A 16,846-nucleotide genomic window follows, 5' to 3' on the forward strand; every position below is an offset into this window, starting at 1 on the left:
CCATCAGAGCGGGTGTCGCGACGCGCTGCAGATCTTCGCGTGCTGCCTTCAACGTCGATTTGAGCTTCATCCGATGTCACGGTGCCGGGATCATCGTAACGCAGTCGCACGCTCCTATTACGGTCGATGTAGCCGTGCCAGCCCCGCCGGCATCGGTACCGTCGCTCGTGCAGGCGAAGGCTCAGAGTGCGGTCGCGCGGTCGCGATAATGCACGCCCGATGTCTCGCGCAGGTGCCGGGCGGCCATTTCCGGCGTGAGGTCGCGCTGCGCCTCGGCCAGCATCTCGTAGCCGACCATGAATTTGCGCACCGAGGCCGAGCGCAGGAGCGGTGGGTAGAAATGCGCGTGCAACTGCCAATGCGGAGCCGACGCGCCAGTCGTCGGAGCGCCGTGCCAGCCCATCGAATAGGGAAACTCCGTCTCGAAGAGGTTGTCGTAGCGGGTGCAGAGCGCCTTGAGCATCTCTGCCAGCGCGTCTCGCTCCTCCGCCGACAACTCGGGCAGGCGCTGCACCGGACGTTTCGGCAGGACCAGGGTCTCGAATGGCCAGACGGCCCAATAGGGCACCACGACGATCCAATGCGCGTTCTCGACCACCGTCCGCGTGCCGAGATCGGCCTCGCGTGCCGCGTAATCGACGAGCAGGGACGTCCCGTGCCGGTCGCGGTAGGCGGCCTGGCAGCGGTTTTCGCGCGCGACCTCGTTGGGCAGAAAATCCGAGGCCCAGACCTGGCCGTGCGGGTGCGGGTTCGAGCATCCCATCGCCGCGCCCTTGTTCTCGAAGACCGCGACCCAGGGGTAGAGCCGGCCCAACTCCTCGATCTGCTGCGCCCAGAGGTCGACCACTTGGCGGATCGAAGGGACCGGCAGTTGCGGCAGGGTCAGGTCGTGGCGCTCCGAGAAACACAAGACCCGCGCCGTGCCGCGCGCGGTTTCCGCGCGAAAGAGCGGGTCTTCGGGTTCGGCGCCCCGGGGCGTGTCGGGCAGGAGCGCGGGGAAGTCGTTGTTGAAGGCAAAAGGCCCCTCGTAGGCAGGGTTGGTCGCGCCGCCCGCGCGCCGGTTCCCGGGGCAGAGGTAACACTCCGGGTCGAACGTAGGTTTGTCATCGAGGGCAGGGGTCTCCTGACTGCCCTGCCAGGGGCGCTTGTTGCGGTGGGGCGAGACAAGGACCCATTCGTCCTTCAGCGGGTTGTGGCGCCGGTGCGGGCTCTCGGCCAGAACGTCCTGGTGCATCTTGCGTCTCTCCCTCTTGGCGGGTCTCAGGCCGGGCCGGCGGCAAGGCGGCTTGTCAGCAGCCTGCCGTTCTCGTTCAGGACCGGGTAGGCGATCATGGCGAAGGAGGCGTTGACCGTTTTCAGCGCCCGCAGGAGGTCGAGATGCAGGCTGCTGGTCTCCAGCGTGTCCTCGCCGCCGGTCTGAAGGCGCAGGAGGTGGCGCTGCTCGAGCCGGCTCGCCGTCGCGCGGACCTTGTCCTTCTGCTCGACCAGCGCCTCGGCCAGGGCCGGATCGCCGTTCATCAGGACCGAGACCGCCAGCTGGATGTTGCGCAGCACCGTGTCGTGGAAATCCAGGAGCTCCTGCCATCCGTCCTCGGAAAAGCGCAGGTCCTCGCGGTGCTTCTGCGCGGCCAGCGCCACCATGGTCTGCGCCAGGACGTCGGCCGCCGCCTCGAGGTTGACGCCCGTGCCCACGAGGTCGAAGGCCTGGGCTACGATGCGGTCGCGTTCCTCGTCGGCGCCGACGCCGGCCAGGTAGACCCGCAGATCGAGCGAGGCCTCCTCGACCTGGCGGTTGCAGGCGACGATCTGCTGGGCGCGGTCCTCGTCGAAGGCCTGGAAGAGCGGCATCGTCTGGCGAAACATGGCCTCGACGAGGCCGCTCAGGTGGACCAGCTCGCGCCGCGCGCAGGACAGGGCGCGCTTGGGATGGGCCAGCGCCTCGGGATCCAGCGCGCTTTGCCGGGCCGCGGGCTCGGCGTCGTCGGGCAGATCGCGCAGAAGCGACACGGCGGCGCCATGGATGCGCCCGGCGATCGGCAGGCAGGCCAGCAGGACCACGGCGTTGAAGGCGATGTGCAGGTTCAGCGCGGCTTGGCCAGGCTCGCTGCCGAACCAGTCGGGCGGCGCACTCATGACGGACAGGGCGTAAAGCGCGATCAGCGCGCCGCCGCCCCGCAGCGCGAGGTTGGACCAGACCACGCGCCGGACGGTCACATCGGCGCTCAGGGTCAGCAGAAGCGCGATGATGCAGCCGCCGAGATTGGCGCCCAGCACCATGGCAAAGGCGGCTTCGACCGGCAGGATGCCGTTGGCCGCCATGGTTGCATATAGAAGCACCGCCGCGACGCTGGAATGCACCAGCCAGGCAAAGAGCGCCGAGACCAGGAAGGCCGTCATCAGGTCGTTGGCGAAATAGGCCATGACGGCGCTGGCGGCGGGATTGGCCAGAAGCGGCTGGCTTGCCTCGCGGATGAGGTCGAGCGAGACGAAGATCAGCGCCAGGCCGATCAGCACGCGCCCGATCTGGCGGGCGGTGCGGCGGCGGCTGCGCAGGAAGATCAGCACCCCCGCGAGCAGGAGGACCGGCGCCACGGCGGAGAGGCGCGAGTTCAAGAGCTGGGCGACGATCGCGGAGCCGAGGTCCGCGCCGAGCAGCATGGCGAGCCCGGCCAACCCGCTGATGCTGCCGGCGGAGACGAAACCGGCCATGAGCACCGCCACGGCAGTAGAGCTTTGCAGCAGGATCGCCGAGAAGGCCCCGCAGCCCGCGGCCCGGACGCGGTTGGAGGTGGAGTGGCGCAGCCAGACGCGCAGCTGCACGCCGAAGGCGCGCTCGAAGCCGGTGCGCACCAGACGCACGGCCCAGACCAGAAGGGCGGCGGCGCTGGCGATGTTCAAGAGAAACAGCACGGCGTGACCCCCTCTCTTGGCAGGGTGCTGGCCCCTGGCGCACGGGCGGCCGCGCGGGTCCTTGGCTTTTGCGCCCAGCCGAGGGGCATTCTCATGCGCGGGCGGGCAGGCATCTCGTGACATCCGCAGCCAGCGCCTCGGTTCCGGCGGCGACCATGCGGCCCTGGCGGAGGCGCGGCGAATAGCGGGCCTCACCGTCGACCTGTGACCAGGCCCCGGCCTCGGCGATGGCCAACTGACCGGCGGCGTGATCCCAGGGGTTCAGCGCGACCGAGACCAGGAAATCGGCCTCGCCGGAGGCCAGCAGCCGGTAGTCGTGGCAGGAGCAGCGCAGGTCCTGGACCTGGCCGACATCGGAGAACTGCGAAAGGAACGGCCCGCGTTGCGGCCCGTCATGGGCGTTGAGCGGCAAGAGGCCCCGGCTCCCCGGCATCTCCTCCCGGGCGCTGGCGCGCAGGCGCGAGGCATTGCCCGAGGTATCGGCCAGCCAGGCCCCGTCGCCGCGCCGCGCCACAACCCAGTCTTCCATGACCGGGTCGAAGAGCAGGCCGAAGATCGTCTCACCGCGCGCGACGACCGCAAGGATGACCCCGAAGACCGCAAGTCCGGCGGCGAAATTCGCCGTGCCGTCGATGGGATCGATGATGACGCAGTGTTCGGCGGTGCCGATGGCGTCGAGCCGCGCGGCATCCCGGGACACGGCTTCCTCGCCTACGATCTCTGCCCCCGGCAGGATCTGCGCCACGGCGCGGCCCAGGGCCTCTTCGGCGCGCAGGTCGGCTTCGGTCACCAGGTCGAACGGGTTCGCCTTGGTCGCGATGTCGCCGGGCGCGAGGCGCCGGAAGCGTGGCATGATCTCGGCGCGGGAGACGGTGACCACCGCATCGATCAGGTCGTCGCAGCCGCGGGCGTCAAGCATGGCTGCGCCCCGCTTGCTTGGAACCGGCGATGTCGACGCTGCGTGGTGTCGCGACATGGGCCCCGGTCTCGTCGATCTGATGCACAAAATAGGCATAGGGCTCGGGCGAGGGCCGGATCGGCGTGTCACCGAAGGGGCGCGCGGCGACGAAAGGCGCGGTGGGCGTCCCGCCGACGAAACACATCGCGCCCTCGAACTCGGCGAAATAGGGGCGGTGCACATGGCCGCAAAGCAGGATCGGTTTGCGAGGTGCGGCGCGGACCGCGCCTGCGAAGTCCTCCGCGCCGGTGGTCTCGGTGATCTGGTCGAAATCGGCCTGTCCGGTCCGGAAGGGCGGGTGGTGCATGACGATGACCAGTCGGGCGTCCTCGGGCGCCTGCAAGGCCTCGGAGAGGGTCCGCAGGTCGGCGGCGTCATGCGCCCCGGTGGCCTGGCCCTCGAGGTTGGTGTCGAGGCCGAAGAGCCGCACGCCGCCGATGCGCCGGAGCCGCCCGGTCAGATCGGCGCGGGCCAGAAACTCCGAGCGTGCCTTCTGCGCGTGATAGGCGGCGGGCCCGTCGTGGTTGCCGGGGATCGTGTAGACCGGCACGCCGATCGCCGCGAACAGGCGCTCGAACTGGGCGAAGGAGTCCTCCGCCGCGTCCTCGGTCAGGTCGCCCGAGACGATCACGCAGTCCAGGTTGTCCGAGATCTCGGTGAGGTCGCGCGCCACGGCCTCGACGATGGCGGGGGTGTCCTCCCTGAGGCCATGCATGCCCTGCGGCTCTCGGCAGAGATGCAGGTCGGAGATATGGGCAAATCGCATCAGAGGAACAGTCCCTTGTCCGGCCGGGGCGCGGTGCGTCACTTGATCCCGGCGCGCATGAAGTTCGCGACGAACTGGCGCTGGAAGATGAGGAAGGCGATGATGAGCGGCGCGGTGGTCATCAGCGTGGCCGCATTGACCAGCGACCATTCGATGCCGCTTTCGACGGTGGCGAAGACGCTCAGCCCCACGGTCACGGGCCGCACCTCGGGCGAGTTGGTCACGATCAGCGGCCAGAGGAAGTTGTTCCAGTGGAAGCTGGTCATCACCAGCCCGTAGGCCAGGTAGATCGGCCGCGCGAGCGGGACATAGACCGTCCAGAGCACGCGCCAGGCGCCCGCGCCCTCAATCTGGGCGGCCTCGTCGAGGGATTTCGGCACCGTCATGAAGGTCTGGCGCAGCAGGAAGATCCCGAAGGCCGAGGTGAGATAGGGCAGGGCGATGCCGATGATCGTGTCGGTCAGCCCGATCTGCGACAGGGTCAGGTAGTTCTCGACGATCAGGATTTCCGGCGAGATCAGCAGCTGCACCATGACCAGCGCGAAGAGGAACCCCGCCCAGCGGAACCGGTAGCGGACGAAGGCATAGGCCACCAGCGTGCAGAGCACGAAATTGGCGATCAGCACGATGACGATCAGGATCAGCGTGTTCGCGAAGTAAAGCGCGAAGGGCGCGGCGTTCCAGGCCTCCAGGAAGTTGTCGAAGGTGAGCGGCGCGTTCCACTGGAAGTTCGCGGCGAACTCCTCGGGGTGGAAGGCCGTCCAGACCGAATAGAGGAAGGGCAGGCCCCAGACACCGGCCAGGACAAGCGACAGGGTGCCGATCAGGATGCGGTTCAGATCGCGGCTCATTGGTAATGCGCCTTTCTGTTGAGCACCCAGAACTGGAATGCTGCCAAGAGCCCGAGGATCACCACCATCAGCACGGTCAGCGTCGCGCCGTAAGCGAAATCGCGGTGCCCGAAGGTGACCTCGTAGATGTAGTAGAGCAGCAGGGCGCTGGAGTTGTTCGGACCGCCGCGCGTCATGACGATGATGTGGTCGACAAGCCGGAAGGCGTTGATCAGCGCGTTGACCGCCACAAAGATCGTGGTCGGGCGCAGGAGCGGCAGGACGACATCGAAGAAAACCCGGACCGGGCCCGCGCCTTCGAGCCGCGCTGCGTCCTTGAGGTTGGCCGGAATGCCCTGCAGCGCGGCCAGGTAGAAGATCATGAAGAGCCCGGCCTCCTTCCAGATCGCGACGACGATCATCGAGGCCAGCGAGGTGTCGGTGCGCCCGAGGAAGTTGATCGAGGGCAGACCGAAGGCATTGAGGATCTGCGAGGCGAGGCCGATGCCCGGCGCGTAGAAGAAGAGCCAGATGTTGGCCACCGCCACCAGCGGCAGCATGGTGGGCATGAAGAAGGACAGCCGCATCAGCCAGGTGCCGGGGAAGCGCGAATTGACCAGGAGCGCCATGCCGATCGACAGGCCGATCGCCAGCGGGACGGTCCCGAGCGCGTAGATCATGCTGTTCCACAGGACCTGCGCCAGGCGGTCGTCGTTCAGCATGGCCTGGTAGTTCTCCGCGCCGACGAAACGCGAGGGCCGGAAGGAGCTGGAATTGTTCCAGAGCGAGTTCACCAGCGCCTTGATCGCAGGGTAATGCGTGAAGGCCGCCAGCAGGCTGCAGGGCAAGACCAGGAGGATGAACCCCAGCCCGAGTGGCAATCGCTTGTTCATGGTCGCCCGGTCTCCGGTTGTAACGGCCTTGAGGGAGGGATGGAGAGAGCGGGCGCGCGCCCCCGGGAGGGCAGGGCGCGCGCCCTTGGCCAGACCCGCCGGCTTAGCGGTAGTCGCCGAGCACGGCGTCGGCCTTTTCCTGGGCCTCGGCGACCGCGGCCTCGGCCTCGGTGCTGCCGGTGACGACGCTTTCGATCGCCTCGACCAGGTATTGCGTCACCTTCGCGCGCTGGAAGGTGGCGAACTCGCGCTCCGCGTGGGGCAGCTGGTCCAGCGCCACGAGCGCCTGGGGCAGCCGCTCGGCGTAGTCCTTCATCACCGGCGTTTCCCAGGTGTCGGGGCGCGGGGCCACGTAGCCCGTCGCGATGCTCCAGCGGGCCGCATTCTCGGGCGCGGTCATGAACTTGATGAAGTCCAGCGCCGCCTCGCGCTCCTCGTCGGTGGTGTCCTCGAAGATGTAGAAGTTACCGCCGCCGATCGGAGCCCCCGGGCCGTCACCGCCCGGCAGGAAGCCGACGCCCCATTCAAAGCTCGCGTTCTCGTTCACGAAGGCCAGGTTGCCGGTCGAGGTCCACATCGAGGCGGTCTGCCCTTCGAGGAAGGCCTTGGGCGTATCCCCCCAGGAAATCCCGCCCGGCGCCATGACCTCTTCCTCGGCCAGCGTGGTCAGGAACTCCAGGGAGGCGATGGCCGCGGGCGTGTTGATCCGCGCCTCGGTGCCCGTCTCGGTCGAGAGCACGTCGCCCTTGGAGGCGACCAGCCCGCCGAAGAGCCAGGCGCCGCCCAGGCCCAGCGTCGGGATGCGGGTGCCCCATTGCGTGACGTTGCCGTTGTCGTCGCGCTTGGTGAGCTGCTTGCCCATCTCGATCATCGCGTCCCAGGTCTCGGGCGGGGCCTCGGGATCGAGCCCGGCCTCGCGGAAGGCCTCCTTGTTGTAGTAGAAGACCGGGGTCGAGCGCTGGAATGGCACCGAGTAGATCTTTCCGTCGAACTTGGTGTCGTTCATGAAGGCGTCGTAGAAGCCCGCCAGCCATTCCTGCTCTTCCGGCGAATCCGCGATGTCCGAGATCGGCGTGACGGCGCCTTCCTCGATCAGGGTGAAGATGTCGATCGCCAGCAGCACGGCCACCTGCGGCGGGTCGCCGGCATTGGCGGCGGTCAGCGCCTTGGTGGTCGTCTCCTCGTAGTTGCCGGCGTAGACCGCCTTCACGTTGTGCTGCGGGTTGGCCGCCGCCCATTCGTCGGTCAGGGCCTGGATCGTCTCCACGGCCGGGGCGTTCACGCCGACCGGGAAGTAAAACTCGAGATCCGCCGCGGTGACGGTCGTGGCCTGCAGGCCGGCCATTCCGCCCGCCATAAGCGCAAGCGCTGTGGTGCTCTTGAAGTTCATTGTGGGTCCCCCCCTTTGGTTGCAGGTCGGTGGGCCGCCTCCTCTTTGCGGCCCGCCAGGTCAGGAGCGTCGCGGTATCGCGCTGCCACCCTGTTTCGAGAAGAAATGCGTCGCCTGGTGATCCCAGCCGAAGGTCACCTCGGTGCCCGGCTCGGGCGCCTCGAGCCCGCCATGCGAGACGATCGCCCGGGCGCCCGAGCGGGTCTCGAGGTGGACGAGCGTCACCTTGCCCTCGTATTCCAGCGACTGGACCCGCGCGGTCAGCCCGAAGGGCTTGTCGCCGCGCGGATAGCGGATCTCTTCGGGGCGCACGCCGATCAGGCAGTCATCCGGGGCGATCGCCCCGTCGATCCGCAGCGTGCCGGGCAGGTCGACATCCGCGGCCTCCAACAGGTTGGTCGGCGGCGTCCCGATGAAACTGGCCGAGAAGGTGTTGGCCGGGTTCTCGTACAGATCGTGCGGCGTGCCCCATTGCGAGATCTTGCCGCCGTTCAGAAGCACGACCTCGTCGGACATCGACAGCGCCTCGCTCTGGTCGTGGGTGACATAGACGACGGTGATGCCGAGCTGCTTGTTGAGCGCGCGGATCTCGCTGCGGATCTCGGTGCGCAGCTTGGCGTCGAGGTTGGAGAGCGGCTCGTCCATCAAGACCAGGGGCCGGTCCGAGACCAGAACCCGCGCCAGGGCCACCCTCTGCTGCTGGCCGCCCGAGAGCTGTGCCGGTTTGCGTTCGAGCAGCGGCCCGAGGCCCATCAGCTCGGACACGCGGGCGATGGCCTTGTCCTTCTTCGGCTTGTCGACCTTGCGGATCTTCAGCCCGTAGCCGATGTTCTCGGCGATGGTCATATGGGGGAAGAGCGCGTAGTTCTGGAACACCATGCCGAGGTTGCGGTCGGCGGCCGACACCCGGGAGACGTCCTTGCCGTCGATCAGGATCTCGCCGCCGCTGACCTCGTCGAGCCCCGAGATCAGCCGCAACAGGGTGCTCTTGCCGCAGCCCGAGGGGCCGAGCAGGGTCAGGAAGCCGCCCGCCCTGATCTTGAAGCTGACGTCCGAGAGCACCTCCACGGCGCCCCAGCTCTTGTGCAGGTTGCGCACCTCGAGCGACACCGCCTCGGTGGCCCCTTCCAGATCCTTTGCGAGCGGTTTGTTCATGCCTTGATGACTTCCATGTCTTTGGCGCCGAGCTGGGCAAGCACCTCCTCGCCCAGCTCCGCGTTGGTGATGATCCCGTCGAGTTCGTCGAAGCCCGCCGTGCGAGAGAAGGCGTAGGTGTCGAACTTCCGGTGGTCGGCGATGACGTAGCGGGTGCGCGAGGCCGAGATCGCCTCTTTCTGTATCAGCGCGTAGGTCTCGTCGCCGATCTCGATGCATTCGCGCTCGAGGTTGACGGCCGAGCAGCAGAAGAAGGCCACGTCGAAAGTGAGGGAGCGCAGGTTGGCGATCGCGAGGCTGCCGACAACGGAGTCGTTCACCGGCAGATAGCGGCCGCCGACCAGGTAGAAATCCGACAGGCCCTGGGCCTTCAGGCGCTTCGCGACGCCGAGGCAGGTCGTGACATAGCGGCAGCCGGGTTTCTGACCGGCCAGTTCGGCGAGGGTCAGCGCGGTCGTGCCCGCATCGAGGAACACCACCTCGTCGCCTTCCAGCCGGTCGATGGCGACCTGCGCGATGCGCTGCTTCTCATCCGCGCCGATCAGCTTGCGCTCGTCCTGGGGCAGGTCGGCGATCGCGCTGGTCTTCGACATCACGCCGCCATGGGTGCGCGACACCAGGCCCTGGCGCCCCAGCTCGCGCAGGTCGCGCCGGATCGTCGCCTCGGACCGCCCCAGCTCCTTGCAGAGGTCGCGCACGGCGACCGAGCCGCGCCGCTCCACGATCTCGGCGATCTTCATCCGGCGGATTTCTGAGAGATCGGGGCTGTCCTTCATGGGATCCTTCACGGGGTTCGGGGCACCGAGACGCTGCCAGTATGCGGCGATCAATACCAATCAATACTGTGCATATATGGTCGCAATGAAGGAAGTTTTGTCAACGAGAAACCGCTCCAAAGAAGGGGGCGGGAGCTTTCTTGACGTGGTGGTGAGGTTAATTTCTGAATACAAATAGATAGTTATGGATTGTCATTGGCCGCCTCGTTCGAACTGCGTAGTATGATTGATGGCGTGGAGAAGTGATCACTAACAATCACTCGATCACTATCGATCATACGAGGGCGGAGGGTCCGGGAAGCATCGATTCGAGGAGCTGGCGCCAAAAATGCGGTGGCGCGGCCTTGCGCTTCAGGCTCCACCGTCGGTCACAGACAGTGGTGTCGCCGGAGCTCGCGTCCGATGCTGCGCAAGACCTGCGCTCAAGTTGTCAGATCTCGGGCATCGGCATGGCATTTCCCCCGGGTCCTGTTCCTGCACCTGCTTCCTGCGAGTCGGAGAAGACCACCCAGGGCATCGTGCTGTTGTCGTAGGTGCGCGCCTCGCCTGCCACCGCGTTCCGGGCCGCGAGCTTGGCGCCATAGGCCGCCGTGTAGACGAACTGGTCGCGCCCGGTGACATCGCCTGCGGCCCGGACCGTTGGGTTGGCGGTGCGCATCCTCCTCGATCGCGGGGATTGCCGGCACATGCGGTCGGGACCCGGTGGCGAAGACGATCTCGCTCGCCGGAAAGGCATCGACATCCGCGGTCAGGCGCCCTTCGTCGTCGAACATAGCGTGGCCGGTGATGTGGTGGATGTTCGCGTCGCGGCGCCGGACCTCGGCGGGACAAACAGGCGCGCCGGCCGCAATGGCCGGCGCGCGCGTCTGATCTTGGCGATCAGGCCGCGTCGTAGGAGGTGAAGACCTCGGTCGAGCCGTCCCGCAGGATCAGCAGCACGTCGTAGGCCTCGCGCTGGCTCTCCGGGCCCATGCCGGGCGAGCCGTAGGGCATGCCGGGCACCGCGAGGCCGACCGCGTCGGGGGCTTCGTCGAGCAGACGACGGATGTCGGCGGCCGGCACGTGGCCTTCGATCATATAGCCCTCGATCTTCCCGGTGTGGCACGAGACCACGTCCATCGGGATGCCGTTGTCGAGCTTGTAGCGGCTGAGCGCGGTGCCGACCGAGGCCTCGGTGGTGACCTCGAAGCCCTCGGCCTCGAGGATCTCGATCCAGGCGGAGCAGCATCCGCAGTTGGGGTCCTTCAGGACATGCATCCGCGGCGCGGCGGCCCGGACATTGCGGGGCAAAAATGCGGTGAGGCCCGCAGCCGCAAGGCCGGTCAGCATGGCGCGGCGGGTCAGAGTGGTCTGTTTCATCTCGGTCTCCTGGGAGCCGGGCGCGGGTTCCAACAGTACGCGCGTCGGCCCCGAACGGGTTCAGTTGACGGTGACGGGGCCGTGCATGCCGGCCTCCATGTGGCCCGGGATCAGGCAGGCGAACTGGAAGGTGCCTTCATCGGTGAAGGTCCAGACGATCTCGCCGCTCTCGCCGGGGTCGAGGCGCAGCGCGTTCGGGTCGTCGTGCTCCATGTCCGGCATCTCCGCCATCTCGGCCATATGGGCGCGGTTGCTCGCTTCGGTGCCCAGCACGAGTTCGTGTTCGAGCGCGCCCGCGTTGGTCACCGCGAGCCGGACGGTCTCGCCAGCCTGGACTTCGAGCGCGTTCGGCTCGTAGCCCATGCCGCCGTCGGTCTCGATCATGCGGATCTCGATCGTGCGGGTGACCTCGGCGGCCGCTCCGGGTTGGCCCGCGGGCATGTCGCCGTGGCTGTGGTCCCCGGAGCCCGCGGCAAAGGCGGTGCCGGCGAGGCCCAGAAGGGCGGTGGAAAGTGCAAATTGTCTCATTTGTCCTCCATAAGGAGATGCGCGCCGGCAGCCTGCCGGCTCAGGATCGGAAAGCTTCGTCTGACAGAGAATTCTTCAGCGCGCGGGAGGGCGATGCGGCGCCGCTGCGCGTCTGCGCGGTGCCATGCCGGGGCCGGCCCGGGGGAACCCGGCGGCCCGCGCGGCGAAATGGTCCGGCGCTACGCCGGCCTCCAGAAGAAACGCGCCGCAGCCGTGCAACGCGCACTGCGTGGCGCCGTGCCCGGCCGGGTGACCCGTGTCGCAGCAATCATCCGGGAGAGTGTGATCCAAGAGGACCTCTTGCGCCTTGGCGCAATCCTCGTGGCTGGCGCAGTGCGGGTCAGATCCAGCTTCGCGCGCTTCCGCATGTGCCGCCCCGGCGAAGGGCAGAAGCAGCGCCAGGCAGACGGCGCGGAGGAGCAGGAGAACCGTGAGGCGCATCGTCGGTCACGCTATGCCGCCGGCCAGCGCCGGTGCAAGCCTCCGCGCCCTGGCTGCCGCATCACGGTTTCGTTCAGCGCGCCGCATCAAAACAAGAGCGCCTTTAGCGGCATCCAGAGACCCATGAGGATCATCATCAGGTTCTCGGTGAACGAGACGAAGCCAAGGGGCACTTTGCTGCCACCCCCGACGCAGGCGCATTTCAGCTCGCGCTTGTCGATGTAGACCGCTTTGAACACCGAAACCGCGCCCACCGTGCCGATGAAAAGCGCCACCGCCGCCGAGATCCAGGTCAGCGCACCGGCGATCATCAGGACGCCCGCCAGCGTCTCGCCGAAGGGGTAGAGGTAACCGTAGCGCACCCAGCGCCGGGCCAGGAGGTCGTAGTTCAGGAACATCGTCGAGAAGCCCTCGACGTCCTGCAGCTTCTGGATCCCCAGGAGCGTCATCGAGATCGCCACGAACCACTCCAGCGCGCGGAAGGTGAAGATGGTCTCAAAAGCGACCCAGCTCACCGCCAGTGCCATCAGGAAGGCCACGGAGAAGATCGCGATCACCGGCTGGTAACTGGTTTCGTGCTCGCTTTTCACGCGCTTGCCGAAATGCGCGCGCAGCTCGTCGTAGCCGCCGATGCGGGTATCGCCGATCCAGACCTGTGGCGTCGTCTTCACCCCGTGACGGTCCTTGAAGGCGTCGGTCTCCTCGCGGCTCTCCAGCCAATGGTCCTCGACCTCGAAGCCCTCGCGTTCGAGCAGCGCCTTGGTTTTGAGGCCGAAGGGGCAGAGATGGCCGGGCATGACCATCCTGTAGAGGATGGCGGTCTTTGCGGTCTGGTCGAGCGGCATGGCGCACCTCCGATCGGTCGGTCTTTCCTGTCAAACACAGATCCAGCGCTGGATGGTTCCCGTCTCGAGGGCGGGCGCGCCGCGCCGAGCGCAAGGGCAGGGACGGGGCGCCGCCCACTGGAGGCTCCCGCCATCGCATAAGCCCTTACGGCGGCCGAATGGCGGGGCTGACCCTGTTGCTGCGATCCTGCGCAAGGGCTTTGTCGGTGCGGTCTTTGCGGCCAGGGGAGGCAAAACAAGTCGGGTGATCAGGTCAGCTGGTACGTCCTGTTTTCGAGACGTGCCGTGGCTGAGCGGTCTGAACGATGCCGCGGATATCAGTCGTATTGTCGAGGTGGGTGCGCCCGAGATCCTCAAAAAAGAGAAAAATATCTGGTTGATTGGTGCGAGCGATTGATTGCGGCGGTCCGAGCCAATCAAGACCAGCGCCTATGCCGCCATTTCCGGGGTATAGGCATGGTGTGACTCCCGGGTCCTGTTCCTGCGACCTCGGGTCTTGTTCCTGCGACCCCCGGGTCCTGTTCCTGCAACCTCAGGGTCCTGTTCCTGCGGCCCAACGGTCCTGTTCCTGCGACCGATGCCCCAGAACCCTATGAAAACACGAGCCGAATCCCGCCCCTGAATCAAGGAATCTGGAATCCCCAGAAAAGACGGTCGGCTGCCGCCAACCGTCGCCGACGGATTTCAGGCATGGTGGCGTCTGACCTGGCACAATTCGCGCATTCGCTGGTGGAGGGCTCTCCTTCGGGTTGAGCGCGCGTCACGCTCGGCCTTTCTCCTGAATGCCGATTTCCGCCATCTCTGGATGGGAACCATGTGTTCTTCGAGACCTCAGGATTGGAGATCAGCATGGAACTACAGCCGCCCGACGCCCCGCTTTCGATATCCGAGGCGGCCGATGAGCTGAACCGTTCGGAGCGGCAGGTGCGTCGCTACCTCGAGGCGGGCAAGCTCAAAGGGTCCCGGTCCACCGGACGATGGACGCTGACCGCTCTCGATGTCTGGCGGTTCAAGGGCATCGAGAGCGAGATGCTCGACAACTGGCGCACCTACTGCATCCAGCTCGAGGCTCGGCGGGAGAATCCGAAGGCCGAAGAAAAGATAGCCAATTCAGCTTGTTAGGCATGATCGGGGAGAGGGAGGGGTTTGCATGGCGTGGGAATGCAGACCCTCCCTTCCGCCCCGATGTCCGTGCCTGTCCCCCGGCGTCCGAGGATGTCCCGACACGCCCTCCAATGGCTCCCCCTGACTTCAAATGCCGCCTGCTGGACCCGGTCTTCTGGGTGAGACCGCGTCCAACAAGCGGCAGATCAAACCGAAAGAGAACACCCTTATGAAACACACGAACTTCATTGCCGAAGGCAACACCGCCGATCTGGAGCGTGCGCTGTGCCTGTCGAACCTGCCGGTCGCGACCCGTAAGGCAACCGTCACCTCCTTGCGCGATATGACCGCGGTCCTCGGCTACAACAACAATCTGTCGGTAGACCGTCTGCGTGCCGCTCTCGAGGATGTCGGCCCAGATCTAAGACATGCCCTTGGAACGAGAGCGAGCCAGATCCTATCAGATGCGCGGCGGGCCCTGCGCATCTGGAATGATGAACCGACGCGCTGGCTGGCCCTCACTCTGCGGGACAAGATCCCAACTCTGCGCGACGCTCAGCTGGCGGCCAGCCTTGTCATGAACCAGGAGGACGCTCGCCGCGCCACCGTCGCGATCGACTCCTTGGCTCGGTGCCACTCCGCGGTGCCGGAGGACATGCACGCCACGGTCGCGCAGATCGGTCGCATGCTGGCCAACGCCACTCCGGAAGATTTTGGTGTAGACAGCCAGAAGAGCGTCGAGAACAAACGCTCTCTGATCCTCCGTGCCGTGAAACTCGTTGATCCTTTCCAGCGGGAGGTCCGGAAGGCCGAGGTCGATGCCTTGCTGCGGCCTTGGGCGCGCGCGCTCCGCGCAGTGCAAGCCGATCTGGCAGACCACGAAAAGAGCGTCGCTGCCGTCGCCAAGCGCTTCGCGCTTACGGGCGCGAAGCTCGGTCTGGCTCCCATGGCACTGCCGGAGGGCTTCTGTCTGGCGTTCTTCGAGAATGATCGTGCAACCCGCTCTGCGACACATACTGAAAAGCTCAGGCGCTTCATCCGCGTCTGGAACGCGGCCACCACCGACGGGCAACGATTGACACCACTGCCCTCGGTGTCCACCACATCTCACCGTCAAGAAAGCCTGCGCTGGTCGGACGTGCCAGAGGAGATTCGCGGGCCGCTTGATGCCATTCTCGACAGGGCGGTTTCCGCGCGCTCCCTCTCCGATTGGAGCGCGCTCGTGGTCGACGATCCGAACGACGAATACCTCGAGTTCGGTGTTGGCCCGGCGCGTCAAGACATCGAGGACGGCAGCATCGTTCTCTAGGAAGGGTCACGGAAGAACTGGCGCGACGCTGTCAAACGCGCCTGGCATGCGGCGCAGACCAGCGAGCGGGTCGTGGAAAAACCGGGCGCATTGTCGGATCTTTTCGCGCTCCCGGTCGCCCAGGCGATGGTTGTCGGCGCCCGGCGGGCCCGCCGGGTCCGGGTGGAGTCGCAAGGCAAGACCTACAACTCGAAGGAAAAGGGTCGCTACGAGCACGGGTTGGTTGAGACGCTCTGCTCGGTAGCGCGAGCAACCGGCCTGTCTGCCGATGACATGCAGGATCTTGAGGAATTCAAGCGCGACATCGATCCCGCGGTCTTTGGGATGAAGCTCAACTCGGAAGGAAAGAAGGTCCGGATTTTTGCGGAGCGCCGGATCGGCAAACGCCACGCAGAGCGCCTGCAGGCGTTTTCGGAAGAGGCTTGCCTTCGGCGGTATTTCGAAGCCCCTGCTACCCTCTGGCATCTCTCGCGGCGCGGTGTCGGACACAAGAAGACCCCCGCCCGAAAACACATCGCTCAGGCCAGGAATGTGATCTTCATCCGGATTGCCCAATATGTCGGACCGCTTAGGCGCAGCTCGCTGGTGGGTCTGCGCTGGACCGGAGATGACCCGCATCTCTTGCTGCCCACATCGGAGGGCGCAGGAACGCTCCGCATTCCCGCGATCGAGACAAAGACGATAGAAACGATCCATGTCCAGATCGACCGGGAAACGGTCTGGATGATCAAGGCCTACATTCGCGATTTCCTGCCCCCGGCACGGGCGAATGCCGGCTCGAGTGACCAGAATCCTCACCTGTTTCCTGGTCATGGCGGCAAACGCTTTGCGCAGGACATGGGGCATATCACGAAAGAGAAGGCCAATGGCACCTTCAAGAAGCAACTCAAGAAGCACTGCGGCCTCGAGGTCAACCTGCATGTAATGCGCCATATCGCGGGTAAGATCACCCTCGATCAGGACCCGAGCGCGATGGACCTTGTCAGACGGCTTCTCGGGCACAAGAGCATCGAGACCACCCAGAGCTACTACGCGGAAGTCAGCTCGCTGATCGCCCAGCGGCAATATCTGCATCTTCTCGAACGCAGCCAACGCGCCGTCCTCGCGAAGGTACATTTCGAGATAAAGGGACAATAAGAGATGCCCAGAACCCGCATTGCAAAACCGGCGGCAACATGGCCGCCGTCGATCCGGGAGCGCTTCGAGGCGCTCGAGCTCTCCACCGCTCAGCGCAAAAGGCTGGGCGGAGCGTTGGGTCAGTGGGTGTCGCTGGCGACGGACCCGCTCGCGCCCAGCCCCGGAGAACTCGAGGCAGTTGCCGCACAACTGCCGTCGCAGACGCGCAAGCAGACGATCCAACATATGCGGCAGGCGCTCGCAGAGGTGTTTCCGGCGGCCGGGAAGGAGCTCTACGCCGCCAGCAAGGCGGGGCGGGTTCGACATGACCTGCTCCCCTGAAAAATCCGCGGTTTGAAGTTAGCCTGTTCTCCAAACGAGGAGACAGACGATGCGGAAAAGCCGTTTCAGCGAAGAGCAGATCATTGGCATCCTGAAGGAGCACCAGGCCGGCATAGGGGCCAAG

General features: G+C 66.1%; 16 protein-coding genes and 1 pseudogene. 4 read left to right on the top strand and 13 right to left on the bottom strand.

The genetic code is table 11. The annotated features are described in order from the left end of the window. Window positions 1-181 precede the first annotated feature (181 nt). The 13 genes and pseudogenes from ACX938_RS03855 to ACX938_RS03915 form a co-directional block, all read right to left on the bottom strand. Window positions 182-1,234 (bottom strand): UDP-glucose--hexose-1-phosphate uridylyltransferase, encoded by a 1,053-nt coding sequence (locus ACX938_RS03855; RefSeq protein ID WP_459430049.1) that lies wholly within the window; start codon window positions 1,232-1,234, stop codon window positions 182-184. A gap of 26 nt (window positions 1,235-1,260) precedes the next feature. Further along, complete coding sequence (locus ACX938_RS03860) at window positions 1,261-2,910, bottom strand: Na/Pi cotransporter family protein (RefSeq protein WP_459430050.1); 1,650 nt, start codon at window positions 2,908-2,910, stop codon at window positions 1,261-1,263. A gap of 91 nt (window positions 2,911-3,001) precedes the next feature. After that, entirely contained in the window at window positions 3,002-3,829 is an 828-nt protein-coding gene (locus ACX938_RS03865; protein ID WP_459430051.1) for an inositol monophosphatase family protein, read from the bottom strand. Further along, the gene (locus tag ACX938_RS03870) at window positions 3,822-4,634 is read right to left on the bottom strand and encodes a metallophosphoesterase family protein (RefSeq protein ID WP_459430052.1); all 813 of its coding nucleotides are present in this window, start codon (window positions 4,632-4,634) and stop codon (window positions 3,822-3,824) included. The genes ACX938_RS03865 and ACX938_RS03870 overlap by 8 nt, the downstream gene beginning before the upstream one ends. A gap of 38 nt (window positions 4,635-4,672) precedes the next feature. Further along, window positions 4,673-5,485, bottom strand: a complete 813-nt coding sequence (locus ACX938_RS03875) for a carbohydrate ABC transporter permease (RefSeq protein WP_459430053.1) — start codon at window positions 5,483-5,485, stop codon at window positions 4,673-4,675. Further along, window positions 5,482-6,357, bottom strand: coding sequence for a carbohydrate ABC transporter permease (locus ACX938_RS03880; protein WP_459430054.1), 876 nt, complete (start codon window positions 6,355-6,357; stop codon window positions 5,482-5,484). Before ACX938_RS03880 ends, ACX938_RS03875 begins: the two co-directional genes overlap by 4 nt. Before the next feature lie 103 nt (window positions 6,358-6,460). Beyond that, window positions 6,461-7,702: an ABC transporter substrate-binding protein gene (locus tag ACX938_RS03885; RefSeq protein WP_459430055.1), complete on the bottom strand. Its 1,242-nt coding sequence runs from the start codon at window positions 7,700-7,702 to the stop codon at window positions 6,461-6,463. 105 nt (window positions 7,703-7,807) lie between these two features. Next, on the bottom strand, window positions 7,808-8,902 hold the full coding sequence (locus ACX938_RS03890; RefSeq protein ID WP_459430056.1) for an ABC transporter ATP-binding protein: 1,095 nt from the start codon (window positions 8,900-8,902) through the stop codon (window positions 7,808-7,810). Next, a complete protein-coding gene (locus ACX938_RS03895) occupies window positions 8,899-9,678 on the bottom strand; it encodes a DeoR/GlpR family DNA-binding transcription regulator (RefSeq protein WP_459430057.1) in 780 nt (259 codons plus the stop codon). The genes ACX938_RS03890 and ACX938_RS03895 overlap by 4 nt, the downstream gene beginning before the upstream one ends. Window positions 9,679-10,150: 472 nt before the next feature. Continuing rightward, window positions 10,151-10,336, bottom strand: a pseudogene (locus ACX938_RS03900) (mercury(II) reductase); the annotation flags it as partial. Between the two features lie 221 nt (window positions 10,337-10,557). Further along, entirely contained in the window at window positions 10,558-11,037 is a 480-nt protein-coding gene (locus ACX938_RS03905) for a DUF411 domain-containing protein (protein ID WP_459430058.1), read from the bottom strand. Window positions 11,038-11,097: 60 nt separating this feature from the next. Then, a complete protein-coding gene (locus ACX938_RS03910; RefSeq protein ID WP_459430059.1) occupies window positions 11,098-11,565 on the bottom strand; it encodes a cupredoxin domain-containing protein in 468 nt (155 codons plus the stop codon). Window positions 11,566-12,092: 527 nt separating this feature from the next. Continuing rightward, a complete protein-coding gene (locus ACX938_RS03915; RefSeq protein ID WP_459430060.1) occupies window positions 12,093-12,851 on the bottom strand; it encodes a MauE/DoxX family redox-associated membrane protein in 759 nt (252 codons plus the stop codon). A gap of 816 nt (window positions 12,852-13,667) precedes the next feature. On the opposite strand from ACX938_RS03915, the gene ACX938_RS03920 reads away from it, so the two are divergent. The 4 genes from ACX938_RS03920 (at window position 13,668) to ACX938_RS03935 (ending at window position 16,722) form a co-directional block, all read left to right on the top strand. After that, window positions 13,668-13,973 carry a helix-turn-helix domain-containing protein gene (locus tag ACX938_RS03920; RefSeq protein ID WP_459430061.1) on the top strand — a complete coding sequence of 102 codons (306 nt, stop codon included), beginning with the start codon at window positions 13,668-13,670 and terminating at the stop codon, window positions 13,971-13,973. Between the two features lie 211 nt (window positions 13,974-14,184). Next, a complete protein-coding gene (locus ACX938_RS03925; protein ID WP_459430062.1) occupies window positions 14,185-15,264 on the top strand; it encodes a hypothetical protein in 1,080 nt (359 codons plus the stop codon). A 72-nt stretch (window positions 15,265-15,336) separates the two neighbouring features. Further along, window positions 15,337-16,401, top strand: a complete 1,065-nt coding sequence (locus ACX938_RS03930) for a tyrosine-type recombinase/integrase (protein ID WP_459430063.1) — start codon at window positions 15,337-15,339, stop codon at window positions 16,399-16,401. 3 nt (window positions 16,402-16,404) lie between these two features. After that, window positions 16,405-16,722, top strand: a complete 318-nt coding sequence (locus tag ACX938_RS03935; protein ID WP_459430064.1) for a hypothetical protein — start codon at window positions 16,405-16,407, stop codon at window positions 16,720-16,722. Window positions 16,723-16,846: the final 124 nt, after the last annotated feature.

Source organism: Roseivivax sp. (assembly GCF_054552075.1).